The sequence below is a fragment of the Bacillus sp. FSL K6-0255 genome (assembly GCF_045040725.1).
Lineage (GTDB): Bacteria > Bacillota > Bacilli > Bacillales > Bacillaceae > Bacillus > Bacillus subtilis.
This window is the reverse complement of the sequence record NZ_CP150278.1, coordinates 3335914-3362525: the sequence shown is the minus strand read 5'-3', so window position 1 is coordinate 3362525 and position 26612 is coordinate 3335914. Positions and strand designations below refer to the sequence as shown.

General features: G+C 42.8%; 30 protein-coding genes and 1 pseudogene. 18 read left to right on the top strand and 13 right to left on the bottom strand.

All coding sequences use genetic code 11. The features are described from left to right. The first annotated feature begins 245 nt into the window (after positions 1-245). From MHB62_RS17585 to eno, 4 genes are read left to right on the top strand one after another with little or no spacing between them, the layout of a single operon-like run. The gene (locus MHB62_RS17585; protein ID WP_015714728.1) at positions 246-1430 is read left to right on the top strand and encodes a phosphoglycerate kinase; all 1185 of its coding nucleotides are present in this window, start codon (positions 246-248) and stop codon (positions 1428-1430) included. Between the two features lie 30 nt (positions 1431-1460). Continuing rightward, positions 1461-2222 (top strand): triose-phosphate isomerase, encoded by a 762-nt coding sequence (tpiA, locus tag MHB62_RS17580; RefSeq protein ID WP_003243394.1) that lies wholly within the window; start codon positions 1461-1463, stop codon positions 2220-2222. Beyond that, entirely contained in the window at positions 2215-3750 is a 1536-nt protein-coding gene (gene gpmI / locus MHB62_RS17575; protein WP_003228330.1) for a 2,3-bisphosphoglycerate-independent phosphoglycerate mutase, read from the top strand. The genes tpiA and gpmI overlap by 8 nt, the downstream gene beginning before the upstream one ends. Before the next feature lie 29 nt (positions 3751-3779). Further along, positions 3780-5072 (top strand): phosphopyruvate hydratase, encoded by a 1293-nt coding sequence (eno, locus tag MHB62_RS17570; RefSeq protein WP_003228333.1) that lies wholly within the window; start codon positions 3780-3782, stop codon positions 5070-5072. 44 nt (positions 5073-5116) lie between these two features. On the opposite strand, the gene MHB62_RS17565 is transcribed toward eno, so the two are convergent. Beyond that, a complete protein-coding gene (locus MHB62_RS17565) occupies positions 5117-5584 on the bottom strand; it encodes a GNAT family N-acetyltransferase (RefSeq protein ID WP_003228335.1) in 468 nt (155 codons plus the stop codon). Between the two features lie 119 nt (positions 5585-5703). Between MHB62_RS17565 and MHB62_RS17560 the strand changes: the two genes are divergently transcribed. Further along, positions 5704-7521: a zinc ribbon domain-containing protein gene (locus MHB62_RS17560; protein ID WP_003228338.1), complete on the top strand. Its 1818-nt coding sequence runs from the start codon at positions 5704-5706 to the stop codon at positions 7519-7521. 35 nt (positions 7522-7556) lie between these two features. Here MHB62_RS17560 and MHB62_RS17555 read toward each other — a convergent pair whose 3' ends face one another. Both MHB62_RS17555 and MHB62_RS17550 read right to left on the bottom strand, forming a co-directional pair. Then, positions 7557-8255, bottom strand: a complete 699-nt coding sequence (locus MHB62_RS17555) for a zinc ribbon domain-containing protein (RefSeq protein ID WP_019712408.1) — start codon at positions 8253-8255, stop codon at positions 7557-7559. Positions 8256-8386: 131 nt separating this feature from the next. Then, a complete protein-coding gene (locus MHB62_RS17550; RefSeq protein ID WP_003243118.1) occupies positions 8387-9001 on the bottom strand; it encodes a PH domain-containing protein in 615 nt (204 codons plus the stop codon). A 149-nt stretch (positions 9002-9150) separates the two neighbouring features. Between MHB62_RS17550 and MHB62_RS17545 the strand changes: the two genes are divergently transcribed. Beyond that, entirely contained in the window at positions 9151-9786 is a 636-nt protein-coding gene (locus MHB62_RS17545) for an NAAT family transporter (RefSeq protein ID WP_010886614.1), read from the top strand. Between the two features lie 17 nt (positions 9787-9803). Here the strand turns inward: MHB62_RS17545 and opcR are convergent, their stop codons facing one another. After that, a complete protein-coding gene (gene opcR / locus MHB62_RS17540) occupies positions 9804-10361 on the bottom strand; it encodes an opuC operon transcriptional regulator OpcR (RefSeq protein WP_003244093.1) in 558 nt (185 codons plus the stop codon). A gap of 263 nt (positions 10362-10624) precedes the next feature. Between opcR and opuCA the strand changes: the two genes are divergently transcribed. The 6 genes from opuCA (at position 10625) to sdpI (ending at position 15193) form a co-directional block, all read left to right on the top strand. Next, a complete protein-coding gene (gene opuCA / locus MHB62_RS17535; protein ID WP_003243370.1) occupies positions 10625-11767 on the top strand; it encodes an osmoprotectant ABC transporter ATP-binding protein OpuCA in 1143 nt (380 codons plus the stop codon). 22 nt (positions 11768-11789) lie between these two features. Next, complete coding sequence (gene opuCB / locus MHB62_RS17530; RefSeq protein WP_003228349.1) at positions 11790-12443, top strand: glycine betaine/carnitine/choline/choline sulfate ABC transporter permease OpuCB; 654 nt, start codon at positions 11790-11792, stop codon at positions 12441-12443. 19 nt (positions 12444-12462) lie between these two features. After that, positions 12463-13374 (top strand): osmoprotectant ABC transporter substrate-binding lipoprotein OpuCC, encoded by a 912-nt coding sequence (gene opuCC / locus MHB62_RS17525; protein ID WP_003228350.1) that lies wholly within the window; start codon positions 12463-12465, stop codon positions 13372-13374. A 17-nt stretch (positions 13375-13391) separates the two neighbouring features. Further along, a complete protein-coding gene (gene opuCD, locus MHB62_RS17520) occupies positions 13392-14081 on the top strand; it encodes a glycine betaine/carnitine/choline/choline sulfate ABC transporter permease OpuCD (RefSeq protein WP_003244403.1) in 690 nt (229 codons plus the stop codon). A 219-nt stretch (positions 14082-14300) separates the two neighbouring features. Further along, positions 14301-14573: a sporulation delaying system autorepressor SdpR gene (sdpR, locus tag MHB62_RS17515; RefSeq protein ID WP_003243541.1), complete on the top strand. Its 273-nt coding sequence runs from the start codon at positions 14301-14303 to the stop codon at positions 14571-14573. Then, positions 14570-15193: an immunity protein SdpI gene (gene sdpI, locus MHB62_RS17510; RefSeq protein WP_003228357.1), complete on the top strand. Its 624-nt coding sequence runs from the start codon at positions 14570-14572 to the stop codon at positions 15191-15193. Before sdpR ends, sdpI begins: the two co-directional genes overlap by 4 nt. A gap of 46 nt (positions 15194-15239) precedes the next feature. On the opposite strand, the gene sdpC is transcribed toward sdpI, so the two are convergent. From sdpC to MHB62_RS17490, 4 genes are all read right to left on the bottom strand, one after another. Further along, on the bottom strand, positions 15240-15851 hold the full coding sequence (gene sdpC, locus MHB62_RS17505) for a sporulation delaying protein SdpC (RefSeq protein ID WP_003243360.1): 612 nt from the start codon (positions 15849-15851) through the stop codon (positions 15240-15242). Positions 15852-15893: 42 nt separating this feature from the next. Beyond that, positions 15894-16865 (bottom strand): sporulation-delaying protein SdpB, encoded by a 972-nt coding sequence (gene sdpB, locus MHB62_RS17500; protein WP_003228363.1) that lies wholly within the window; start codon positions 16863-16865, stop codon positions 15894-15896. Further along, entirely contained in the window at positions 16862-17338 is a 477-nt protein-coding gene (gene sdpA / locus MHB62_RS17495) for a sporulation-delaying system protein SdpA (protein WP_009968174.1), read from the bottom strand. Before sdpA ends, sdpB begins: the two co-directional genes overlap by 4 nt. 221 nt (positions 17339-17559) lie before the next feature. Further along, complete coding sequence (locus MHB62_RS17490; protein WP_003243347.1) at positions 17560-18093, bottom strand: GbsR/MarR family transcriptional regulator; 534 nt, start codon at positions 18091-18093, stop codon at positions 17560-17562. Between the two features lie 283 nt (positions 18094-18376). Between MHB62_RS17490 and opuBA the strand changes: the two genes are divergently transcribed. Genes opuBA through opuBD form a run of 4 tightly spaced genes read left to right on the top strand, consistent with a single transcriptional unit; the run spans position 18377 to position 21821 of the window. Beyond that, a complete protein-coding gene (gene opuBA / locus MHB62_RS17485; protein WP_003242811.1) occupies positions 18377-19522 on the top strand; it encodes a choline ABC transporter ATP-binding protein OpuBA in 1146 nt (381 codons plus the stop codon). A 16-nt stretch (positions 19523-19538) separates the two neighbouring features. Further along, the gene (gene opuBB / locus MHB62_RS17480) at positions 19539-20192 is read left to right on the top strand and encodes a choline ABC transporter permease OpuBB (RefSeq protein ID WP_003228370.1); all 654 of its coding nucleotides are present in this window, start codon (positions 19539-19541) and stop codon (positions 20190-20192) included. 11 nt (positions 20193-20203) lie between these two features. Further along, entirely contained in the window at positions 20204-21124 is a 921-nt protein-coding gene (gene opuBC / locus MHB62_RS17475) for a choline ABC transporter substrate-binding lipoprotein OpuBC (protein ID WP_032722530.1), read from the top strand. Positions 21125-21140: 16 nt separating this feature from the next. Next, on the top strand, positions 21141-21821 hold the full coding sequence (gene opuBD / locus MHB62_RS17470) for a choline ABC transporter permease OpuBD (protein ID WP_032722528.1): 681 nt from the start codon (positions 21141-21143) through the stop codon (positions 21819-21821). Between the two features lie 39 nt (positions 21822-21860). On the opposite strand, the gene MHB62_RS17465 is transcribed toward opuBD, so the two are convergent. The 4 genes from MHB62_RS17465 to rghR form a co-directional block, all read right to left on the bottom strand. Next, the gene (locus MHB62_RS17465; RefSeq protein ID WP_032722526.1) at positions 21861-23561 is read right to left on the bottom strand and encodes a methyl-accepting chemotaxis protein; all 1701 of its coding nucleotides are present in this window, start codon (positions 23559-23561) and stop codon (positions 21861-21863) included. 127 nt (positions 23562-23688) lie between these two features. Then, complete coding sequence (gene catR / locus MHB62_RS17460; RefSeq protein WP_003242888.1) at positions 23689-24015, bottom strand: catDE operon transcriptional regulator CatR; 327 nt, start codon at positions 24013-24015, stop codon at positions 23689-23691. Positions 24016-24106: 91 nt separating this feature from the next. Continuing rightward, positions 24107-24526: a helix-turn-helix domain-containing protein gene (locus tag MHB62_RS17455; RefSeq protein WP_014480905.1), complete on the bottom strand. Its 420-nt coding sequence runs from the start codon at positions 24524-24526 to the stop codon at positions 24107-24109. A gap of 29 nt (positions 24527-24555) precedes the next feature. Continuing rightward, positions 24556-24963, bottom strand: coding sequence for a transcriptional repressor RghR (gene rghR / locus MHB62_RS17450; protein WP_003220034.1), 408 nt, complete (start codon positions 24961-24963; stop codon positions 24556-24558). A gap of 151 nt (positions 24964-25114) precedes the next feature. Between rghR and MHB62_RS17445 the strand changes: the two genes are divergently transcribed. Continuing rightward, a complete protein-coding gene (locus tag MHB62_RS17445; RefSeq protein WP_009968172.1) occupies positions 25115-25348 on the top strand; it encodes a helix-turn-helix transcriptional regulator in 234 nt (77 codons plus the stop codon). Positions 25349-25381: 33 nt separating this feature from the next. On the opposite strand, the pseudogene MHB62_RS17440 reads toward MHB62_RS17445, so the two are convergent. Next, positions 25382-26153: pseudogene (locus MHB62_RS17440) on the bottom strand (alpha/beta fold hydrolase). 148 nt (positions 26154-26301) lie between these two features. Here MHB62_RS17440 and secG point away from each other — a divergent pair. Then, a complete protein-coding gene (gene secG / locus MHB62_RS17435) occupies positions 26302-26532 on the top strand; it encodes a preprotein translocase subunit SecG (RefSeq protein WP_003220028.1) in 231 nt (76 codons plus the stop codon). Positions 26533-26612: the final 80 nt, after the last annotated feature.

The following is a 26612-nucleotide window of genomic DNA, read 5'->3' as shown; positions in this document are numbered from 1 at the left end:
GGGACGGACTCCCTTTCCCTTTTTCCATGAAGACCGGCTTTCAGAAAACGCTCTGTGATAGAGAAACGACCGCGTTTTAAGCAGCCTTGCCGGCGCTTTCGCCTAAGGCCGCTGCCCTGGCTTTTAGACGAACTGCCCTGTGCCGAAAAAGACTGCGATCTGCCCTAGCGGCGTTATCGCTTGAACAGACGGTTTCACGTTTTTCGTGCTGTATGCAAACCATTTTGAAGGAGGATCTCCTAGGCATGAATAAGAAAACTCTCAAAGACATCGACGTAAAAGGCAAAGTTGTATTCTGCCGCGTCGACTTTAACGTTCCAATGAAAGACGGGGAAGTAACAGACGATACACGTATCCGTGCTGCGCTTCCAACAATCAAACACCTTGCAGACCAAGGCGCGAAAGTCCTTCTTGCGAGCCACTTAGGCCGCCCGAAAGGCGAAGTGGTTGAGGAGCTTCGTTTAACTCCTGTCGCTGCACATCTCGGCGAACTGCTTGGAAAAGAAGTGAAAAAATCGGATGAAGCATACGGCGATGCTGTAAAAGCACAAATTTCCGAGATGAAGGACGGAGACGTTCTTGTATTGGAAAACGTACGTTTCTATCCTGGTGAAGAGAAAAATGACCCTGAGCTTGCAAAAGCATTTGCTGAGCTTGCAGATGTATATGTAAATGACGCATTCGGTGCTGCCCACCGTGCTCACGCATCTACAGCTGGAATTGCCGAGCATCTGCCAGCAGTTGCAGGTTTCTTAATGGAAAAAGAGCTTGATGTACTTGGAAAAGCGGTTTCCAATCCTGACCGCCCGTTCACAGCGATCATCGGCGGAGCGAAAGTAAAAGACAAAATCGGTGTAATCGAAAGTCTTCTTGATAAAGTAGACAACCTGATCATCGGCGGAGGTCTTGCTTATACTTTCGTAAAAGCGCTTGGCTATGAAGTCGGTAAATCTCTTCTTGAAGAGGATAAAATCGAGCTTGCGAAATCATTTATGGACCGCGCTAAAGAAAAAGGCGTTAACTTCTACATGCCTGAAGATGTACTCGTTGCAGATGATTTCTCTAACGATGCAAACGTGAAAATTGTGCCGATCTCTGAAATCCCTAGTGATTTAGAAGCAATCGACATTGGTACGAAAACACGCGAAACGTATGCTGACGTCATCAAAAACAGCAAACTTGTCGTGTGGAACGGACCAATGGGCGTATTCGAAATCGACTTGTTCGCTCAAGGAACAAAAGCGGTTGCGGAAGCATTGGCAGAGGCGAAAGATACATACTCTGTCATCGGCGGAGGAGACTCTGCGGCAGCGGTTGAAAAATTCGGCCTTGCTGACAAAATGAGCCACATCTCAACAGGCGGCGGCGCATCCCTTGAGTTTATGGAAGGCAAAGAGCTTCCAGGGGTAGCTGCACTGAACGATAAATAATCTCAAAACTGCTATAAGGAAGTGGAACAGATGAGAAAACCAATTATCGCCGGTAACTGGAAAATGAACAAAACACTCGGCGAAGCTGTCAGCTTCGTTGAAGAAGTGAAATCTTCCATTCCAGCAGCAGACAAAGCTGAAGCTGTTGTTTGCGCGCCAGCGCTTTTCTTAGAAAAGCTTGCTTCTGCTGTTAAAGGCACTGACCTAAAAGTCGGCGCTCAAAACATGCACTTCGAAGAAAGCGGCGCGTTCACAGGTGAAATCAGCCCGGTTGCTCTGAAAGACCTTGGCGTTGACTACTGCGTCATCGGCCACTCTGAGCGCCGTGAAATGTTCGCTGAAACTGATGAAACAGTTAACAAAAAAGCACACGCAGCTTTCAAACACGGCATTGTGCCGATCATCTGTGTAGGTGAAACGCTTGAAGAGCGTGAAGCCGGCAAAACAAATGATCTTGTTGCTGACCAAGTGAAAAAAGGCCTTGCTGGTCTTTCTGAAGAACAAGTTGCTGCTTCTGTTATTGCGTATGAGCCAATCTGGGCAATCGGAACAGGCAAATCTTCTACAGCGAAAGATGCGAATGACGTGTGTGCGCATATCCGTAAAACCGTCGCTGAAAGCTTCAGCCAAGAAGCTGCAGACAAGCTTCGCATCCAATATGGCGGAAGCGTAAAGCCTGCAAACATTAAAGAATATATGGCAGAGTCCGATATTGACGGTGCTTTGGTCGGCGGCGCGAGCCTTGAGCCACAGTCATTCGTTCAATTATTGGAGGAAGGTCAATATGAGTAAAAAACCAGCTGCACTCATCATTCTTGATGGGTTCGGATTACGTAACGAAACAGTAGGGAACGCAGTCGCTTTAGCGAAAAAACCGAATTTTGACCGCTATTGGAACCAGTATCCTCATCAAACATTGACTGCTTCAGGCGAGGCTGTAGGTCTTCCTGAAGGGCAAATGGGGAACTCCGAAGTAGGTCACTTAAATATCGGTGCGGGACGAATTGTGTACCAAAGCTTAACACGCGTAAATGTTGCCATTCGCGAAGGAGAGTTCGAACGCAATCAAACATTCCTTGACGCGATCAGCAACGCGAAAGAAAACAACAAAGCCTTGCACCTGTTCGGTCTTTTATCTGACGGAGGCGTGCACAGCCATATCAACCATTTATTCGCACTGTTAAAGCTTGCGAAAAAAGAAGGGCTGACAAAGGTTTATATCCATGGCTTCCTTGACGGCCGTGATGTAGGTCCGCAGACAGCGAAAACGTACATCAACCAGTTGAACGATCAAATCAAGGAAATCGGTGTAGGTGAAATCGCCAGCATTTCCGGACGTTACTACTCTATGGACCGCGACAAACGCTGGGACCGTGTAGAAAAAGCGTACCGCGCAATGGCGTACGGCGAAGGCCCATCTTACCGCAGCGCCCTGGATGTTGTTGATGATTCATATGCAAATGGTATCTACGATGAATTCGTGATTCCATCTGTCATCACAAAAGAAAACGGTGAGCCTGTTGCGAAAATCCAAGACGGCGATTCTGTGATTTTCTATAATTTCAGACCGGACCGCGCCATCCAGATTTCCAACACGTTCACAAACAAAGACTTCCGTGACTTCGACCGCGGCGAGAATTATCCAAAGAACCTGTATTTCGTCTGCCTGACTCACTTCAGTGAAACAGTTGACGGCTATGTAGCGTTTAAACCGATAAATCTTGATAACACAGTCGGAGAAGTATTATCTCAGCACGGGTTAAAACAGCTTCGAATTGCAGAAACTGAAAAGTATCCGCACGTCACGTTCTTTATGAGCGGCGGCCGTGAAGCTGAATTCCCGGGTGAAGAGCGTATTCTCATCAACTCGCCTAAAGTTGCAACGTATGACTTGAAGCCTGAGATGAGTGCGTATGAAGTGAAGGACGCGCTTGTCAAAGAAATTGAAGCTGACAAGCATGACGCGATCATTCTTAACTTCGCAAACCCTGATATGGTCGGCCACTCCGGAATGGTTGAACCAACAATTAAAGCAATTGAAGCAGTGGACGAATGCTTGGGCGAAGTCGTTGACGCGATCCTTGCTAAAGGCGGACACGCTATCATTACCGCTGATCACGGTAATGCTGACATTCTGATTACAGAATCAGGCGAACCGCACACTGCGCATACAACAAACCCAGTCCCTGTGATTGTAACGAAAGAAGGCATTACGCTGCGTGAAGGCGGAATCCTAGGCGACCTTGCACCAACGTTATTAGACCTTCTTGGTGTTGAAAAACCGAAAGAAATGACAGGAACATCTTTAATTCAAAAATAATTTGAAAATCAAAAGGAGAGACAAAACTCATGCCATACATTGTTGATGTTTATGCACGCGAAGTATTAGACTCCCGCGGCAACCCAACAGTTGAAGTTGAAGTATATACAGAAACAGGAGCTTTCGGCCGCGCATTAGTGCCAAGCGGAGCTTCTACAGGTGAATACGAAGCGGTTGAGCTTCGTGACGGCGACAAAGACCGTTACCTTGGAAAAGGCGTGTTAACAGCTGTTAACAACGTAAACGAAATCATTGCTCCAGAGCTTCTTGGCTTTGATGTAACTGAACAAAACGCAATCGATCAGCTTTTAATCGAGCTTGACGGTACTGAAAACAAAGGCAAACTTGGTGCGAACGCAATCCTTGGCGTATCTATGGCTTGTGCGCGTGCTGCTGCTGATTTCTTACAGATTCCTCTTTACCAATACCTTGGAGGATTCAACTCAAAAACGCTTCCTGTACCGATGATGAACATCGTAAACGGCGGAGAGCATGCTGATAACAACGTGGATATTCAAGAATTCATGATCATGCCTGTAGGTGCTCCTAACTTCCGTGAAGCACTTCGCATGGGCGCTCAAATCTTCCACAGCCTGAAATCAGTATTAAGCGCAAAAGGCTTAAACACTGCTGTAGGTGACGAAGGCGGATTCGCTCCAAACCTTGGTTCTAACGAAGAAGCGCTTCAAACAATCGTTGAAGCAATCGAAAAAGCCGGTTTCAAACCTGGCGAAGAAGTTAAACTTGCTATGGATGCTGCATCTTCTGAGTTCTACAACAAAGAAGACGGCAAATACCATCTGTCTGGCGAAGGCGTTGTGAAAACATCTGCTGAAATGGTTGACTGGTATGAAGAGCTTGTTTCTAAATACCCAATCATCTCTATCGAAGACGGACTTGACGAAAACGACTGGGAAGGCCACAAGCTTCTTACTGAGCGTCTTGGCAAAAAAGTTCAGCTTGTTGGTGACGACCTCTTCGTTACAAACACGAAAAAACTTTCTGAAGGTATTAAAAACGGCGTAGGCAACTCTATCCTGATCAAAGTAAACCAAATCGGTACATTGACTGAAACATTCGATGCGATCGAAATGGCGAAACGCGCAGGCTACACAGCTGTTATCTCTCACCGTTCTGGTGAAACTGAAGACAGCACAATCGCTGACATCGCTGTGGCAACAAACGCAGGACAAATCAAAACAGGTGCTCCGTCTCGTACGGACCGTGTTGCGAAATACAACCAGCTTCTTCGCATCGAAGATCAGTTGGCTGAAACTGCTCAATACCACGGTATCAACTCTTTCTACAACTTAAACAAGTAATAAAAAGACCGCCGGGATTTTCTCTCGGCGGCTTTTTTATGCTTTCAGAGATCCAAATAAAGCCTTACCATATCGCGGCATTGAATCCCGTTTTCAAAAATGTCCTCATCATAATGTCTGAGAAAGAAATCGTGGTCGATCGCCTGAATGCGGAATCCGCATTTTTGATAGAGGGAAAGCTGATGAATGCTCGAATTCCCCGTTCCGATTTCAATCGTGTCCGCCCCCAGCTTCTTCGCTTTTTCGATGGCGTCAAGTACAAGCTGTTTGCCAAAGCCTTTCTTCTGAAGAGATTCTTTTACCGCAATATTTACAATTTCAACTGTTTGCGGCCTTGTTTTTAGCAATACATAAACCCCTGCAAGCTCATCACCGGCCCAAGCTGTGTAACATTCTCCCCTCTCAAGATATTCATCTACAATGTCTTTCGATGGATCGGCGAGCAGCAATAGATCATATAATTCGTCATTTGTTTCTTCTCCTAATTCAATCCTGAGCTTTTGCATATTCATTCCACCTTTTTAGTCTGATAGACATTTAATTTTTTCATTCGTTCCCAATTTCATTCTGTTTTATTATAAAATATGAAAAGCAGTAAATGTTATCAAATTAGTAGAATAGGAGGAAAGTCATGTTATTTTGTAAGAATTGCGGCTCCCAGAATAATGAAGGAGCCAAGTTTTGTAAACAATGCGGCACCCCGATCGGAGGGGGCAGCAAACAGGCAAATCAAGAAACAGCTAGCACTGCAGAAACGAGGCAGGCTCCGCGAAAACCGATCCCTAAGAAAACCATCATTTTATGGAGCAGCATTGCCGCGGCGTGCGTTATATTATTCGCCGCATATAAAACCGGAGCGTATTTTACTTCAAAGGATAGGTTAGTAGACAAGTTTGAACAGGCCGTAAATGATGGGGATCAGGACCAAATCGCGACTCTGCTTACACCGGTAAATGACAATCTTAAACTCACTAAAAATAATGTAAAACCGTTTCTTACATATTTGAAGGATCATCCAGACAAAAAAGATGAACTTTTTGCATCGCTGCGTGATGAAACAGCCCAGAAGGATATCGTATATGCGGAAAAAGACGGGAAAAGCCTGCTGGTATTTGACCATTATGACTTAAAGGTAGCACCTGTTTATTTTGAAGTGAGCAGCAATTATAAAAATACCGATCTATATGTCAATAAAGAGGAAGCCGGATCTGTAAAGAAAGCAGATCAAGCACAAACCCTTGGTCCGTACATTCCCGGCGAATATACAGTCTCAGCCAAACTGAAAAACGATGTCGTTGACCTTGTGAAAAAGGAAGACATTCAGGCGATTGGCGATAGCAGCTTTCGTGTTGATCTCTCATTGGAAGCAGACGATGTGACATTCAGCTTAGCGAATGACATCAAGAGCGGGAAGGGAGATTTGCTGATTAACGGTAAATCAATTCATAAAGATCCGTTCAAATCCGTAACATATGGTCCGCTGCTGACAGATGGATCAATGACAGCTTCAGTCGAGGCAGAATTTCCGTGGGGAAAAACAAAAACTGCCGGCGTTCCGATCGATGATAAAGAAATGGAGTTAACGTTAATTCCTGATCAAGATACACAGGAACAGATTATGAACACAATTGTCAAAACAACAAAACAATACTCCAAAGCTCTATCTGATGGGAATACAGCCCAGATGACAGAGGCAAGTGCCAATTGGAAGGCGGAGACGAAGGACACCGTCGATTCTATGAAAAGCGCGGATTCATACTTAAAAGATAGATACTTGGAAACTGATTTTGACCTGGACACATTTGCCCTCTCTCAGAAAAACGACGGAACGTGGCAGGTATCGGTAACAGGAAAAGAACTTCACCAGTCTTCTTCGTATAACGACTATACAAAGTCTGAAATGACTGACGACAGTCCGAGTTATGAATATCTTCTTTCATATGATAAAAAACAGAAAAAGTGGATTTTCGAAGATGCAGAATCAACATTCGAATCTGCAGGCACAAATATAAAGAAAATCAAAAATGATAAACCAGAGACATACACTTCCGCCTGGGCTGGCTCGAAAAACAAAGGCAGTGAAAGCTCTGCAAGCGGCGATGTTACAGATGAACAAGTGACATTATTTATGGGCAGTTATCTGCAAAGTCAGGCAGATGCCGTGAATCAAAATAATTTCTCACTGATGGAAGACAGCCTTGAAAAAGGCAGTTCCCTTTATTCCGACCAGCAGCATCTCGTGTCGAAATTAAATAAAGAGGGGACAACAGAAGACTTTAATAACTATGAAGTGAAAAGCTGGAGCCAAAATGGGTCGGCTATCACGATTAAGACGTATGAAGAATTCTATATCACAAAATCAGGCGGCAGTCCAAAGCTCAGAACATATAACTGGACCTACACCGGCGTAGTGAAGAACGGAAGAATTTACTTAACGTCTATTCAATAAAACAACCCCATCACCAGCAGGTGATGGGGTTGTTTTTAAAAGAGCATATAACGGAAAATTTCTTTGACATAGTGTTCGATAATAAGCTGACATGTAACGCAGATGATCAGATAAATCACAATCGTTGAGTAAATGAAATCAACCTTCCCTTTATATGAATGCTGGTAACTGCTCAGCATCGCAGGAGGAATGGCGAAGAATGCACCGATTAAACCAACGGCTAATATGGTAAAGCAAATGTCTGTATGTAATAAAAAGAAGAAAAGGGCAAGAATCAAAATAGCCGTAAAAGGAATAAGAAATGCTCCGAATCTTGAGAATGAATCCTTGAAAGACACTTGGTTTCCCGCGATTTTCAGGGCGAAAAAGATGCATGCATGCAGGCCAAATAGAAATAAAATAAAATAAATGGTTGGCTCTAAGAAGATTGCTGTAAAGCTTACGCTTCCGGGACCGTCTGAAAAAAGAATATAAAACATCAAAGGGGTCAGCAAACTGAAAAGAACCATCGTAATGATTGCGCTGATCAGCTGTTCTCCGCCTGTTGCTTTACATTCCTGATAAGGGCGTTTCAGGACGGATAAGACAAATGAACCGAACTGTTTTGCTGCTTGCTTTGCAGCGGCTCCAGTTTGAGCTGCATGCTGGTGGCCTGATTGACCGGGGAGCGGTGATCCGCATTTCTCACAAAAATTTCCGCCATCTGTTTGATGGCCGCATTGAGGACAATACATAAAATAACTCCTTTATCTGTAATATAGGGAAAATAGACTAATAGTTTTATTATAAAAGAAAAAAGTTGTAAAGTAATCAATATTCATACAAAAAAAGACACGAGCACGATAGCAGCTGTGTCTTTTTTTATCTAGTTATTAATATATTTCTCAAATACATCCCCAAAATCCTTAATATGATACTGCGAGCGAACGGATGTCAGCCAAGTGAATCCGAATTCGGTCAGCTCTTTGTATTGCGTTTCAATATTGACGTGCTCAGGGCGGGTATGGTGAAGAATCGTCACTGCTTTATCTAAGCTTTGCTCCGCTTGATTGATTAAAATGTCATTTTCATAGGTTGTTTCAGCGATGCGAAGCAGTGCTTTATAAAGGTCTTTTAACTTTTCAATCTGGTCTTTGTGGACATCAATGTCGAATTGTTCACCGCCCAGCTTGAACTTAATTTCAACATCCAAATCCACTTTTCCGGCAGTTTCAAGAAAAACGTCAGAGATTTTATATTGCGAATAAGGATAGCGTTTCAACGTTCGTTTTGAGGAAGTGGCGCGTTCGCCGTCCACATGGATCAGGGCCAGGTTCGTAAAGCAATACTCGTCTGCTTTTGTTTTAATCAAGAAATAAATTTTCTCATTATCTTCATGCATGACATAGTCATCTGCGTCTGTTTTGTCATAGTCCTGAGGTTCGATAATTTTTCCGATATCAGATAAGCCCAAGGCATCTGCCGCAATTTTTTTGAACATCTGTATACGTCCTTCCTATTCAATTTGTCACTTCATTGTAGCATGGCGCGTTTCTGACAGGCTATAAAGGTTTACCGGGAAATCGCCTCCGGGTAAAAGGGTGGAGAATCATTCTATTTCCTGTGCAGAGACTATCAACAAGGAGGTATATGATGTTCTCATTTATCGTTCACGTCTTCATTTCTTTATTCGCAGTATCGAATCCGATCGGAAACGTACCGATATTTCTGACGCTGACAGAAGGCTATACTGCAGCGGAAAGAAAAGCGATTGCCCGGAAGGCAGCTATTTTATCCTTTTTTATTCTCGCAGCTTTTTTGGTTTTCGGTCATCTTATCTTTAAACTGTTTGATATCAACATTCACGCGCTCCGAGTGGCGGGCGGCATATTCATTTTCGGCATTGCCTATAATCTATTGAATGCGAAAGAATCGCACGTGCAATCTCTTCACCATGATGAACATAAGGAAAGCAAGGAAAAAGCGGATATATCAGTCACACCTTTATCCATTCCGATCATTGCTGGGCCCGGAACGATTGCAACAGTGATGAGCCTTTCCGCCGGACATAGCGGCATTGGTCATTATGCGGCTGTCATGATCGGCATAGCCGCCGTTATTGCCCTGACCTTTCTCTTTTTCCACTATTCTGCTTTTATCAGCAGCAAACTCGGAAAAACCGAGATGAATGTGATTACCAGACTGATGGGATTAATCTTAGCCGTGGTTGCGGTCGGGATGATTGGTGCCGGGCTGAAAGGCATGTTTCCGGTCTTAACTTCATGATGCAAAAAGCAGCTCTCTTATTTTAGAGAGCTGCATTCTTTTGTTTTCGGCACATACCGAAAGACTTCCTCACTCTCAAAAAATTCAATCAACCTGCTCAGCCAATCATAGTAATGAAGCCATTCTTTTAATTCATTCAGCAGCTGATTGACTTTCTCTTCCGCTTCCGGGGTAAGCCCGTCCCTTTGTAAAAGATCACTCAGCTCCCGGTTTAATTTTTTATACAGCACTTTGTTTTTGCTCACGACCTTTGTCCAATTCGCCGCAAATAAAGAAATGAAGGTTTGATAATAATCCTGCTCGACGTCATAAAGGTCTTTTCGTACGCCTTTTTCAAACACCTTTTCGGCGATATTGGCATCGATCATTTCCCGGACAACCTGGCTCATCCGTGTTTTGCTCATGCCCGTTGCCTCAGAGAGCTCGCTTAAGGTCATTGGTTTTCGATTCATATAAATAATTCCGAGCACACGTCCGACAGTTGAAGGCATTCCAAACGTATGCATATTTTCGGCAATCTTCTCAATGAGATGCTCTTCAGCATGTTCAATGATGTCGAGAGCGGTTTTTTTCACAGCTGATCATCCCTTCAAATGGCAATTGATGGTGTCAATATATCATATTTCTTCCTGGTGTTGAAAATAGCTGAATGCAGAGGAAGTGGGAGGTATCCGGAGTAATTGTAAGAACACCCTTTCCGTCTCGGTCATAACAATAAATAATCTATAAATAACATATAATTTCAACACATTGTAAACTTTTTATTTTACAAAGTTCAAACTATAATAAGGATTATACTTTTCAGAAAATTTAAAGGAAACCTGCGGAGGTGCACGGATTGCTGAAATTGGAACAAGTGTCAAAAGTATATAAAGGCGGCAAAAAAGCTGTGAACAGCATTGATTTAGATATTGCAAAAGGTGAATTTATCTGTTTTATCGGCCCGAGCGGCTGCGGAAAAACGACGACGATGAAGATGATCAACAGACTGATAGAACCATCGTCTGGAAGGATCTTTATCGACGGAGAAAATATTATGGAACAGGACCCGGTTGAGCTGAGGAGAAAAATCGGCTATGTGATACAGCAGATTGGTTTGTTCCCCCATATGACCATCCAGCAGAACATCTCACTCGTACCAAAGCTGCTGAAATGGCCTGAGGAAAAACGGAAAGAACGGGCGCGCGAGCTGTTAAAGCTTGTGGATATGGGCCCAGAGTATTTAGACCGTTATCCGCATGAGCTCAGCGGCGGACAGCAGCAGAGAATCGGCGTGCTGCGCGCCCTGGCAGCGGAACCCCCTCTCATTTTAATGGATGAACCGTTCGGAGCGCTTGATCCGATTACGCGTGATTCCCTTCAGGAAGAATTCAAAAAACTGCAGAGAACCTTAAACAAAACGATTGTGTTTGTAACCCACGATATGGATGAAGCGATTAAGCTTGCTGACAGGATTGTGATATTAAAAGCGGGAGAAATCGTTCAAGTCGGCACACCTGATGAGATTCTTCGAAACCCGGCAAATGAGTTTGTTGAAGAATTTATCGGGAAAGAGCGCCTGATTCAGTCAAGACCGGATATCGAGCGGGTAGAGCAAATGATGAACAGAACGCCGGTGACGGTATCTGCGGACAAAACGCTTTCTCAGGCGATTCAGCTGATGAGAGAAAAACGTGTTGACTCGCTGCTCGTTGTGGACCGGCAAAACGTGCTGAAGGGCTATGTTGATGTGGAAATGATTGATCAAAACCGCAAAAAAGCGAGCATCGTTGGCGATGTATACCGTTCAGATATATATACCGTTCAAAAAGGGGCGCTTCTTCGCGATACAGTCCGAAAAATTTTGAAGCAGGGGATCAAGTATGTTCCGGTGGTCGATGAACAGAACCATTTAGCAGGGATTGTGACAAGAGCGAGCCTCGTTGATATCGTATACGATTCCATTTGGGGCGACGAGGAAAACCAGCTCATGACGATCTGACCAGGGGAGGAGCTCTTTTAAGATGAATCAAATGATGACTTTTTTGCAAACGAACGGCGGAGAGCTGCTGTATAAAACAGGAGAGCATTTATATATTTCACTCATAGCCGTTGTATTGGGCATTATCGTTGCAGTGCCGCTCGGCGTTGCTCTTACCAGAATGAAAAAAGGCGCAGGTGCGGTTATCGGTTTCGTAAACATTGTGCAAACCCTGCCGAGTCTGGCGATTTTAGCCTTTTTTATTCCGCTTCTCGGCGTAGGAAAAGTGCCTGCGATTGTCGCTTTATTTTTCTATTCGGTACTGCCGATCCTGCGCAATACGTATACCGGCATTAAAGGTGTAAATAAAAACCTCCTGGAATCGGGGAAAGGAATTGGCATGACCGGCTGGGAGCAGATTCGGCTCGTTGAAATCCCGCTGGCGATTCCCATCATCATGGCGGGGATCCGCACATCAACGATCTACCTAATTGGCTGGGCGACACTTGCGTCGTTTATCGGGGGAGGCGGCCTCGGGGACTATATTTTTATCGGACTGAACCTATACCAGCCTGAATATATCATTGGCGGTGCCGTGCCTGTCACAATTCTGGCAATTATTATTGATTATGTTCTGGCTGTGACAGAACGAAAGGTGACGCCGAAAGGCTTGCAAGGGATGAAGGAAGTATCGTAAGGAGTTGGCACTGTTGAAAATGACAAAAATCAAATGGCTTGGCGCGTTTGCTCTCGTCTTTGTCATGCTGCTAGGCGGCTGCTCTCTGCCGGGTCTAGGCGGCGCTTCTGACGATACGATCAAAATCGGGGCGCAGAGCATGACAGAATCAGAAATTGTAGCGAATATGATCGCGCAGCTTATTGAACATGATACAGATTTGAATACTGCTTTAGTGAAAAACCTCGGCTCAAACTATGTTCAGCACCAAGCGATGCTGGGCGGTGACATTGATATTTCAGCCACGCGCTATTCCGGAACAGATTTAACAAGCACCCTCGGCAAGGAAGCGGAGAAAGATCCGAAAAAAGCGCTGAACATTGTGCAGAACGAGTTTCAAAAGCGCTTTTCTTATAAATGGTTTGATTCCTACGGCTTTGATAACACATATGCCTTCACCGTAACAAAAAAGTTTGCGGAAAAGGAGCATATTAACACCGTGTCTGACCTGAAGAAAAATGCTTCCCAATATAAATTAGGCGTCGACAATGCTTGGCTGAAACGAAAAGGCGACGGGTATAAAGGCTTTGTCAGCACATATGGCTTTGAGTTCGGCACAACTTATCCAATGCAGATCGGGCTAGTCTATGACGCAGTCAAAAACGGGAAAATGGATGCGGTTTTGGCTTATTCAACGGATGGACGGATTAAAGCATATGATCTGAAAATCTTAAAAGACGATAAGCGTTTCTTTCCGCCGTATGACTGTTCACCGGTGATTCCGGAAAAGGTGCTTAAGGAGCATCCGGAACTTGAAGGTGTGATCAATAAGCTGATTGGGCAAATCGACACGGAAACGATGCAGGAACTTAATTATGAGGTGGATGGCAAGCTGAAGGAGCCGTCTGTCGTAGCAAAGGAATTTTTAGAGAAACATCATTATTTTGACTAAGAAAAGAGGTGGATCATATGGAAGTACTACAGCAGCTTGGCACATACTATTCGCAAAACGGCGGTTACGTGCTGCAGGAATTTTACCGCCATTTTCTGATGTCGGTGTATGGCGTTTTATTTGCCGCCATTGTTGGAATTCCGCTCGGCATCCTGATAGCCAGATACAGAAGATTAAGCGGATGGGTTTTTGCGGTCACGAATGTCATTCAGACCATCCCGGCTCTCGCCATGCTCGCCGTGCTGATGCTTGTCATGGGGCTGGGCGCTAATACGGTGATATTGTCATTATTTCTGTATTCTCTTCTGCCGATTATCAGAAATACGTATACAGGGATTATCAGTATTGAGCACGCCTATCTTGAATCGGGAAAAGCAATGGGGATGACAAAATTTCAAGTGCTGCGGATGGTCGAGCTTCCGCTTGCGCTTTCTGTCATAATGGCCGGCCTGCGCACCGCGCTTGTCATTGCGATCGGCATTACGGCCATCGGGACATTTGTCGGTGCTGGCGGTCTCGGGGACATCATCGTCAGAGGATCAAACGCCACAAACGGAACCGCGATTATATTAGCGGGAGCGATCCCCACAGCTCTGATGGCGGTGATTGCCGATTTGGTCATGGGCTGGCTTGAACGAGCATTAAGCCCGATTAAAAAGAAAAAAGGAAATTTTATTATAGCTGATAGAAAAACCACCTCTATTTAAATACAACAGAGGTGGTTTTTTTAAATAAACAACATGTGTTAGTATCTGTTAAACATATTTTCCAGCGTTGGGATTATCCGAGTATTTGAAAAAATACAAAAATCAGATATTATAACCAATTTGAGGGTTGTTTTTAAAAAAATTCAAGTTATAATGAAAATAATACATTTATACAAATATCTAAATGTCTAAATGTTTTTTTGTAAAGGAGAAAACGCTATGAATAATGTTTTCAAAGCTATATCAGATCCAACAAGGAGAAAAATTTTGGATTTGTTAAAAGGAGGGGATATGACTGCGGGAGATATTGCTGAGCATTTTAATATCAGCAAACCGAGTATTTCGCACCACTTGAATATTTTAAAGCAAGCGGAAGTCATAAGTGACCATCGCAAAGGACAATTTATTTATTACTCTCTAAATACAACAGTACTTCAAGACTCAATAAATTGGATGCTTAACTTTATAAATAAAGGGGATAACGATTTATGAAGAAAAATATAATTTCCATAATTATTGTATGTTTGAGTTTCTTGACTTCAATTATATTATATCAATACCTTCCAGAAGAAATACCGATACAATGGTCAGGAAATAAACCGGCTGCAATTGTATCTAAACCTTTAACAATATTTATTATACCTGTTGTTATGCTTATTTATTATCTTACTTTTTATATGTTAACTATTAAGTCTACACAAAAAAATAAAGCATTGCTTTTCCTAGCTTCTAATAATATGTTAATCCTTTTATATATTTTACAACTCTCAACTCTATTGATAAGTTTAGGATACGAAGTGAATATTGATTTAATAATAGGGCTTGGTGTTGGTATCTTTTTAATTATTGGTGGAAATTCTATGCAGCTAGCAGAACAAAACCATCTTATTGGATTGAGGACACCTTGGACATTAAAAGATGAGACTGTTTGGAAACTGGGAAATCGCTTTGCCTCTAAAGTACTTGTAGTGTGTGGTTTTATAATAGCTGTTCTTTCATTTTTTACAGGAGAATATATAATTCTTATTATGATTGTGCTAGTTCTTCTAGCATTAGTTATTTCAACACTAGCTTCATATCATTATTACAAAAAATTAAACGGTTCACGTTGAAAAAGTGTCTTGCGGAGCAATCCGCAAGACACTCAATTATAATGGATTATTGATGAATCAATTTTAGGGTTTTTGCAGCAGCCGCTTCTAAATCAGAATTATTAGAAGCTGAAGAGGAATATTTGGCAACGTATTTCCACACTGCAGTTGTTACTGCGGCAGCCGTTTGTAATGCAACTGCGTTAACGCCCACAACATATAAATATCCAGCTGCTACACAGACGGCATAAAGCCCACAAGATGGAGTAACTTTATTAGAAGAGTATTTTACGTTTTCATTTTTCTTAGCATATTTTTGGATAAGTTGGTCTGCTTTGGTCATATTTTCAATGAGTTTTTTAGGGTCTTTGCTGTCAATCGATTGTTTCAATTCATCCATATATTGTGGTTGATCTTTTTTTATAAATTTGACTACATCATTTACTAACTTTTTACCTTCTGTACTATTTGCCTCTTTTACGAGTTTAGGGTCCAAATCGTTTGAAATTAATTTACCAACTTCCCCTTGTCCAAATAAAAGTCCTCTAAAGTAATCTTCTCCAGAAAATGTATGGTTTTCTTTAGCAGATGTACTTGACTCCTTAGAGAGTCCTACTAATGAAAAAACCAATATCGTTACCATGGAAACAATCAATAGCCTAAGTAATTTACTTTTCAAATTATTATACCTCCATTAAGTTATTTCTCCATTATCTAAATGTTAGCTATGAAACAATTTTGTAAGAAACTTGACTGATTCACCTCCTATTCTTTTGAAATTTCTCTTTCCTTTTACATATATATATTTAAATAAAGGAGAACACCAATTCATAGTGATATTTTGTTGTACAGGATGCAGATATATAATTAATGCTGATATCATGATCAAGCCAAAACTTACAATACCAATGCTGAATATTATCCCAATATGAAATAATATTCCCAAAACAAGGGCAATTCTCTTTATTCTGATATTTGAAATTATGCTTGCTGCTAAGAACAACTCAAAAATAGTTACTAACCAAGTGATGACAACAATAAAATTGCTTTCAAGTAGTGGATTCATTAAGTTAAGTTGATATTCAGGTAATCCAAACACCGGATCAGAAAAGAAATAGTAAATTGCTGTTCCTTCTGCCCACTCTTTATTTTTCAATCGCTCTAAAGCTGCGTTTAAATAAATGATAAAAACTTGAATTTTAATTATTGTCATTATATAAAACAATACTGTCTTCTTTGTGAAAGATTCATTATTGTTTTTCTTTATATTCCAATGATTTCGCCTTGAATCTAATAATGTAACAGGTAATATAAGAAAAGAAAGAACAGTTGCAATTTGCTCTCCACCATCGATAGTTAAAGCTGAAGTTTGAATACTATAGCAAATATACCAGTGAAATAAACCGGTAAATCTAGGTCTCCACCCTATAACCACTAAGGTTAATATAAAAATCATTAAGTATCTTATAATCTCAAAATTGATACTATATTCTTTAGCAAAACAAAAAGCGGTAGGGATATAGACATTTTCACATGTGACATTATTTGCACTATAACTAAATAAAATATCAGTACTATTGAATAATAGTACTAGTAATGTTGAGAAACCAAGTAAACTTCTAAAAAGTGCATATGTATTTTTCCATGGATTATAGGTGTCAATATAACCTTCTAAACTATTTAATATCTTCATACTATTTTTATTTTTAGCACCTTTCTTTCAAAAGAGGTAGTTTGCTTAAAGTCTATCCAATACCATGAGAGTGGTTTTTGGCGATATATTAGGTATTCTCCTTTGCTAAGATGTATATAATCTTCATTTTTTATAACCTTAATAGGCTTTATTTGTTTCTCTAAATTTGTGCAGGAGTTGTTGTTTTCACAAGTTTTCCAATTCTTTGGATCGATATTCTCTACAATTTTGCCTAATTCTATTGCCTGAACTCTTCCTTCTCTTTTTATCCCAAAAAAATTATTGGGAAGTGCATTAGGTAACTTTAAATTTTCTTTTGTGTGAAATGAAATGTTTTCTTCTGTAGGGCTTTTACTATAAAAGCCAAAGCCTTGGGGAGACAATTGTTGCAAAAAATTTTTTTTGAACAGTGGATTCTGAGGTGAAATATTGCTAAAGTAATAAGAAGAAAATAATAGGAAACATATAGTCATTACAGTAATAATTCCCTTTTTTTTGATGTAGATTACCTCCTCTAAGCTAATATAATCATTTCAAAAAGATTATATAATAGCTAGTCAGAATAATCAACAAAAAATGGATAATTAATAAATTAATGTAAATTATGCATTATTTTGTTTGTTTTCTTGAAGTTTGATATTCAACCATTTGGATTGGACTTAAAAAAGTTCCCAGAATTGAATTTGGGAACTTTTTACGGCTTCGGCACATATTTAAAAATGTCTTCGCTCTCAAAAAACTCAATCAAACGGCTGAGCCAATTATAATAATCGAGCCATTCCTTTAATTCCTTCAGCAGCTCATTCACTTTTTCTTCCGCTTCAGGAGTAAGCTCTTCATCCAACACGCTAAGCAGCTCCCGATTGAGTTTTTTATGCATCATTTTGTTTTTGCTGACGACTTTGCTCCAGGTGGCTGAAAACAGCGTGATAAATGTTTGATAGTAGTCCTGCTCAACCTCATATAAATCTTTTCGCACGCCTTTTTCGAATACCTTCTCGGCAATGTTGGCATCAAGCATTTCCCGCACTACCTGGCTCATACGTGTTTTACTCATGCCGGTGGCCTCAGATAATTCCGTAAGCGTCATCGGTTTTCGATTCATATAAATAATGCCCAGCACTCGTCCGACGGTAGAGGGCATTCCAAATGCATGCATGTTTTCCGCGATTCTTTCTATAAAATGGTCCTCGGCTTGTTCAATGATCGTTAACGGATCTTTCTCCAACGGTTTCATCCTTTCAGCTAACAATTCCGATGTCAATATACCACATTTTTGATACGGCGAAAATGCTGTCAAAAGAGAATTTGGCAGGAAATTGGAGCAATAAGGAGATCAACACACGTCAATGCGGGTAAATCAGCGTTTACACATACTTTATAAATAATATGAACAAATTGTAAACTTTTTATTTTATAAACTTTATTCTATAATGGGAAGCATTCAATTGTCTGAAAAATTAAATTTAAACTGAACAAATTGAATAAACTTAATTTTGGAGGTGCGATGTTTGCTGACATTAGAAAATGTCTCGAAAACATACAAGGGCGGCAAAAAAGCCGTGAACAACGTAAATCTTAAGATTGCAAAAGGCGAATTTATCTGCTTTATCGGGCCGAGCGGCTGCGGAAAAACGACAACAATGAAAATGATTAACCGATTAATTGAGCCTTCCGCCGGGAAGATTTTCATTGACGGCGAAAACATCATGGACCAGGATCCTGTAGAGCTCAGGCGCAAAATTGGCTATGTGATTCAGCAGATCGGCCTGTTTCCCCATATGACCATTCAGCAGAATATCTCACTCGTCCCAAAACTGCTGAAATGGCCGGAGCAGCAGCGGAAAGAGCGGGCGCGTGAGCTTTTAAAATTGGTCGATATGGGGCCAGAATATGTAGACCGTTACCCTCATGAATTAAGCGGGGGGCAGCAGCAGCGAATTGGTGTATTACGGGCACTTGCCGCGGAGCCGCCGCTTATCTTAATGGATGAACCGTTTGGGGCACTCGACCCGATTACGAGGGATTCCCTCCAGGAAGAATTTAAAAAACTGCAAAAAACCTTACATAAAACCATCGTATTTGTTACCCACGATATGGATGAAGCGATTAAGCTGGCAGACCGGATTGTGATTTTAAAAGCGGGAGAAATCGTTCAAGTTGGAACGCCCGATGACATTTTAAGAAATCCGGCAGACGAATTTGTTGAGGAATTTATCGGCAAGGAGCGGCTGATTCAGTCATCCAGCCCGGATGTTGAACGGGTTGACCAGATTATGAACACACAGCCTGTAACGATCACCGCGGATAAAACGCTTTCTGAGGCCATTCAGCTGATGAGGCAGGAACGGGTCGATTCATTGCTGGTCGTCAATGACGAGCGCGTTCTGCAAGGCTATGTCGATGTTGAAATCATTGATCAATGCCGGAAAAAGGCCAATCTCGTCAGTGAAGTTTTACATGAAGATATATACACAGTACTGGGCGGCACACTGCTGCGCGACACGGTCCGCAAAATTTTAAAACGGGGTGTCAAATATGTTCCCGTTGTGGATGAAGACCGACGCCTGATCGGAATTGTGACGAGGGCAAGTCTGGTCGACATCGTGTATGACTCCCTCTGGGGAGAAGAAAAGCAGCTCGCAGCATTGTCATAGGGAGGGGCGATAAGTCATGCATCATATTGTTCAATTTTTGCAAACCAATGGGGGAGAGCTTCTTTATAAAACATACGAGCATATTACGATATCGCTCATTGCTGTGATCTTAGGTGTGCTGGTTGCCGTCCCCCTCGGGGTTGTGCTTACCAGAATGAAAAAAGGAGCCGGCACCATTATCGGCATTGTCAATATCATTCAGACGCTGCCGAGTCTGGCCATCCTCGCTTTTTTTATCCCGCTCCTTGGTGTAGGGAAGGTTCCGGCCATTGTGGCTTTGTTTTTCTATTCCGTATTGCCGATTCTTCGCAACACGTATACCGGCATTCGCGGCGTCAACAAAAATCTGCTCGAGTCTGGTAAAGGAATAGGAATGACGCCGGCTGAACAAGTCCGCTTGGTGGAGCTGCCGCTTGCCGCACCAGTGATCATGGCGGGAATCAGAACATCGACGATTTACTTAATCGGCTGGGCCACGCTTGCTTCCTTTATCGGAGGCGGCGGATTGGGTGATTACATTTTTATCGGACTGAATTTATATCAGCCGGAATATATCATCGGGGGCGCGGTACCTGTCACGATATTGGCAATTGTGATTGATTATGTGCTGGCAGTTGCTGAACGAAAACTGACACCTGCCGGCATGCAGAGATTGAAGGAATTGTCATAAGGAGGCGGCTCATGAAAAGAAAATATCTCAAATTAATGATAGGTTTAGCACTTGCGGCAACGCTGACGCTGAGCGGCTGTTCGCTTCCTGGTCTCAGCGCTGCTGCAGACCAGACCATTAAAATCGGCGCGCAAAGCATGAGCGAATCAGAAATCATCGCCAGCATGCTTGGCCAGTTGATCGAACACCATACTGATCTCAAAACAACAACGATTAAAAATCTTGGCTCCAACGCGGTGCAGCAGCAGGCTTTAATGAACGGGGAAATTGACATTGCGGCCACAAGATATACGGGAGACGCGCTGACAGGCACGCTGAGAATGCAACCGGAAAAAGACCCGGACAAAGCGCTGGCGCTTACTCAGCGGGAGTTTAAAAAAAGATATGATTTAAAGTGGTATGACTCCTACGGGTTTGATAATACATATGCCTTTACAGTCAGCAAGGAGCTGGCCGACCAATACCATTTAGAGACCGTATCAGACGTTAAAAAATGGGCGCCGCAATTAAAGCTGGGCGTTGATAACTATTGGATGAAGCTCAAAGGAAACGGCTATCAGGATTTTACGAAAACCTACGGCATGACATTCGGCGGCACGTATCCGATGCAGATCGGCCTTGTGTACGACGCGGTGAAAAGCGGAAAAATGGACATTGTGCTTGCGTATTCAACCGATGGAAGAATCAAGTCCTATGGTCTCAAAATGCTAAAGGATGACAAACAATTTTTCCCGCCGTACGACTGTTCTCCGGTTGTTCCGGAAAAGGTGCTCAAAGAACATCCTGAGCTTGAAGGCATCATCAAGAAAATGCTCGGAAAAATCGACACAGCCATGATGCAGGAGCTTAACTATGAAGTCGACGGCAATCTCAAAGAACCGTCTGTCGTTGCCAAGGAATATTTAGAAAAACATCACTACTTCGAATCGTGAAAGGGGGAAGAGGTCAATGAACGTGCTTGAACAGTTAATGACGTATTACGCGCAGAATGGCAGTTACGTCATGGATGAATTCAGCCGCCACTTTCTCATGTCGGCTTACGGCGTATTGTTTGCCGCTGTCGTCGGGGTTCCGGTCGGAATCCTCATCGCGCATTTTCGCCGTTTGTCAGCCTGGGTGTTTGCCGTAACAAACGTTATTCAAACAATCCCGGCGCTCGCTATGCTGGCCGTCTTAATGCTTGTTATGGGGCTCGGCGCAAATACCGTGATTCTATCATTATTTCTGTATTCCCTGCTGCCGATTATTCGAAACACGTACTCAGGCATTATCAGTATTGAGCATGCCTACTTAGAATCGGGAAAAGCAATGGGCATGACGAAATTCCAAGTGCTCAGAATGGTTGAGCTCCCGCTCGCACTTTCTGTCATTATGGCGGGCCTTCGCACGGCTCTCGTCATTGCCATCGGAATTACAGCGATCGGCACATTTGTCGGTGCCGGAGGCCTTGGGGACATGATCGTACGCGGCTCAAACGCAACAAACGGAACTGCAATTATTCTAGCCGGAGCGATACCAACTGCGGTGATGGCGGTAGGGGCGGATTTGCTCATGGCTTGGCTGGAGCGGGCATTAAGTCCGGTGAAGAAAAAAAGAACCGGGGCGAAACATGTTCAATCAGCTGCATAGAATAGAAAAAGAGGCTGGAGTCCAGCCTCTTTTTTCTATTTAAATCGTAAACTGACCCATCTTCTCATTAAGCTCCTTCGCAAGCTGCTCAAGCTCTTCAGCATTTTGAAGCACTTGATCCATCGAATGGGCGGATTGCTCGGTTATTGAAAATGTTTCTTCAATGCCGGCGGCCGACTCTTCGGATACAGAAGCGATATTTTCAATCGATTGATTGATGGTAATCGATTGGTTTGTTAACTGTTTCAGGCCATCCGTTACTTCCTTAATGCTGTCTGCAACATGGGTGACGGATTGCTTGATATGCCGCATAGCCTGTCCGGTGTCTGTCAGGTTTTCCGTTCCTTTTTCGACTTCTGTAAAGCTGCTTTCCAAGTACGTAATGACAGTGTGGATCTCTTGCTGTGTCCCGCCTACAATCCGGGTAATATCCTGCACGGAATCAGAAACGCCGTCAGCCAGCTTTCTGACCTCCTCTGCCACAACGGCGAAGCCTTTGCCGCTTTCTCCTGCGCGGGCAGCTTCAATTGCGGCGTTAAGGGACAGCAAATTCGTTTGCTCGGCAATTCCGTTGATGACTTGAACGAGCTTGTTAATATCCTGAGAATGCTGTTCAAGTGATCTCACTTTATGCACGGCTTCTTCAACAATATGATGGATGGTTTTCATTTGCTGTAATGACGTATCCATATTTTCGTTTCCGCTTACCGCGAGTTCGAGAACGTTTTGAGACGTATCGCTGATGGTGATGCCGTGATTATAGGCTTTATCAATGCTTTCGGTAAACTCATTCATCGATTCGGCAATCGTCACCGCGTCTTGGGCCTGCTGTTCAGAGCCCTCAGCCATTTCGTTCATCGTCTCGGTAATATGTTTGCTGCCGGATCTTGTTTCATTCGTTGCGGTTGCAAGCACCTGTGAAGAAGAAAGAACCCGGCTTGATATGTCTTTAGAATATCCGACAATATCTCTCAGATTCCCTACCATTTTTTGCAGCGCTTCATTCAGATCACCCAGCTCGTCTTTTGAGTTGAGCGGCTCCATATCGTTCGACAAATCGCCTTCGGCAATATGATTGGCAGATTCCTTCATGCGAATGATAGGCTTTACAATGTTTCGCGTGATATAAAGCCAGATGAAAATGCTGATGAGGATCGAAGCTGCCACAAGCAAAGCAGTGTAAATGAGCCCTTTATGATAGACGGCCTTCGTTTCTTTTACCGCTGTGTTGCTGCCTTCTTGATTTAAGTCAACAAGCTGAGTGATTGTTTTTTTCATATCCTCAAAGCTGGCCTCAGTCTGAACCAATAAACCTCTTGCTTTGTCCATGTCATTCGTGCGGCCGCTTTCGATAATTTGCGCATGAATATCCATATAGGTATTCACTTCAGTTTGAAGCTGCTCGAACAGTTTCTGCTCTTTATCAGTAGAGATCGTTTTTTCGTAGTTATCGAGCTTTTGGTTAATGTCTTCCATGATTTGATTCATTTCTTGATCAAGTGTATCCATTTTGCTTTTGTCTGTATAAATCAGAAAGTCCTTTTCTTTAGAAGACAGGTGCTCGGTTACATAATTAATTGAAGTGATTCCTTTGATGCCGTCAATCCATTTTGTGTTGATTTCATCTGTTTTTTGAATGATATGCTGCATATTAAGAACGCCTATTCCGCCTACAAGTAAATTGATCAGGATCAGTGTCAAAAATACCAGGCTGAATTTGCGGGAAATCGTCAGTCGCATATAGTGGTCTCCTTTAAAAACGTAATGTGTGGATGTACTATATATCGGCTGAGAAATCGTTTTTTTACCTGGGAAAAAATAAAAAACGGCTCTTTTCTCGTCTTTGAGATCAGAACCGTTTTAGCAATTAGTCAAGAAAGGAAGGGTCAATCCATTCAGTCGCCCATTTAGAAATCTCACCTAATATGGGTGCTAGTGCCTTTCCTTTATCAGTCAATGAATATTCGATGCGAACCGGAGTTTCAGGGATGACATCCCGCTTCACTACTCCTTCAAGCTCAAGTTCTTTCAGCCGTTCTGACAGAACTCTGCCGCTTAGATTTGGAAGTGCTGCTTCAATTTCGCTAAATCGCTGAGACCCGTTCAAGAGCTGAAATACGATTAAAGCGACCCAGCGTTTACTTAAGATGTCGACTGCTTTTTCAAATCTAGGACACATTTCTGATTGGTTCATACTTTTCACCTCGTCTGTCACTATTATAACGCAAATAACGAGGGAAGGCATGCAAGCGTGATTGATAAAATATAGAAAGAGAACCAGGAGATTATGAGGAAGAGGCGCGTTTTTTTGCTTCTGAAGACAAAAAATCGAAGTATTTGCTGAGATTTTCAATATCCTGCTTTGAGAGATGTTCCCATTTTTGACTATTGAAAATCGGGAGGTGCTCCGCTCCGCGAGTGACAGCCGTCTGGTAAATTTCATAAACGGATTGATAGCTTTCAGATGCTTCGCGGATTTCTTCAGGAAAGGCTTGAATATGGCCTGCGGCGGCCATTAGGTTTTCGTACGGCACTTTCAGGACGGCTGCCAGTTTTTTAATCGTGGCTGGTTTTGGCGTCCCGCGTTTGCCGTTTTCAATTTTTGAAATGGTGGCCGAGCTGATGCCTGAGTACACCGCAAGCTGATTCACTGTCAGTTTGCGGGCGCGGCGCAGCTCCCGTAATTGCTGTCCGAACGGTGACATGGTCTATCGCCTCACATTTCTATCAAGAGTCAGTCATCAGCAGACCGTTTTTTGGCTTCGTCTGAAATAAACGAAAAATAATGATCCAGCATGAGCAAATCTTCTTTATTGAGATATTGCCACTTTTCGTTCTCAAGAAGCGCAAGGTTTTTCAGGTCATAGGCCTCCGCTTTTTCAAGCAGCTTGCACTTCGTTTCATAAGGGGCCCTGGCTTCATGCACTTCTTCGATGTAACCAGCCTTGTACATAAGCCCCTCATAAGGAATTTTTAAGGCCTCTGCCAGTTTTTTGATGGTGGCAGGTTTGGGAACGCCCCGTTTTCCGTTTTCGATTCTGGAGATGCCGGCCGCGCTTACGCCTGAATAAGTCGCCAGCTGGTTGACTGTTAACTTTCTCTCTTCACGCAATGCCCGTAATTGTTCGCCAAAGCTTTCCATATATCTCACCCCGTCCCTCACTGTTACTCATATTTTAGTATGTTTATTGACTAAAGGGAATAGGTAGACTGGAAATGTATTGACAAAAGTTAACATAAGCCGTAATGTAAAAGTATAGAAAAAAGTTTTTCAGGAATGGAAGGTGAGGAAAGTGCCAGTAGAAAAGATACAGATTAGACGTGATTATGTCTTGCAGTATATGGTTAATAACGATTATTCCCTTAATCAGCTTGCGCTGGAAATCGGAGTCTCACCCGCCACACTGAGCCGCGTGCTGAATGGAGAAAGACGGCCGGGGCAGCTTGTGATCGGTAAAATGCTTCACTATTTTAATTTGAAATTTGAGGATCTTTTTTACTATGATTTTGTTGACAAAAGTCAATAAAATATAGAAAACGCAAGGAGATCCAAGCGTTTTCTATATTGAATGATGTGTCAGCACAAACCCTGTCACCAGCTCATGGCACGTTTTCCATTGTTTTGTCGGCAATTGATGTCCCTGATATTCCAATCTGAAAAATTCGGCATGTCTGCACGATCTTCGGTAATAGCCTGCGTTTGTAAAGGTCCAGTCCCGCAGGCCGCCATACATAAACAGCATTGGCATTTCTAGGCGGGGCAGCTGTTCAATGCAGTTGTAGCCAAGCGAATCCAGATAATACTGATGCCAATGGGCCAGGTCTGCTTTTTTCATATGGTCTGTTAATATGCTGCGAAGCTGTCTGTCTTTTGTGTGGCTGCCAGCGAGTATTTTCATGAGCAAACCGGGGTTTTTTTCAAGCAGATACATTCCCAGTTTGTGCAGCTTCTGGCCGATTACGTTATGAACAGCGGGGTAGGCGCCGGACAGAATAAGGTGTGACACTTTGTCGGGGCGAGTGAAGCCGGTATGCTGCGCGATTAAGCCTCCGGCAGAATACCCGAATAACACAGCTTTATCAATGTGCAAAGCGTCCATGAATTGCGCGATCTCGTTTGCGTAATAGGAAATAGACGCTGGCTGATCGATGTGATCACTATCACCGTGGACTTAAATCCGGAAAAATCACCCTGAAATGCTTGGATAGAAGGCGCTGATAATAAAAAACCTTTCGTCCCATGCCCGGCGGGTGGATAAAAATGATAGGGATTCCCTGTCCATATTCTTCATAAAAAAGATGTTTCCTGCTGTCTATGCTGATAAGCGGCATCGCTTTTCTCCTTTGACCTTTTCATATGAATAGGGTAACCAAGATAAAACGTCTTATCCGGCCTTTTGGCGTCTGATACAGCGTGACATGCCAACCCTTTTCATGTAAAATAGAAGTAATGTAGCCAGTGAGTCTGGAGGTGTATGGGATGCACGCAGTTTTGATTACCTTATTGGTTATCGTCAGCATTGCACTTATTATTGTCGTTTTGCTTCAATCCAGTAAAAGTGCCGGATTATCTGGTGCGATTTCAGGCGGAGCGGAGCAGCTCTTCGGGAAACAAAAAGCAAGAGGTCTTGATTTAATTTTGCACCGCATTACGGTAGTGCTGGCAGTCTTGTTTTTCGTGTTAACGATTGCGCTTGCTTATATCCTATAGGGCAATGTTTGTATAAGGTCTGATGTGAAGTCAGGCCTTTTTCACGTTTCTGGATGATATTCAAAACGTTTTTTTCTGAT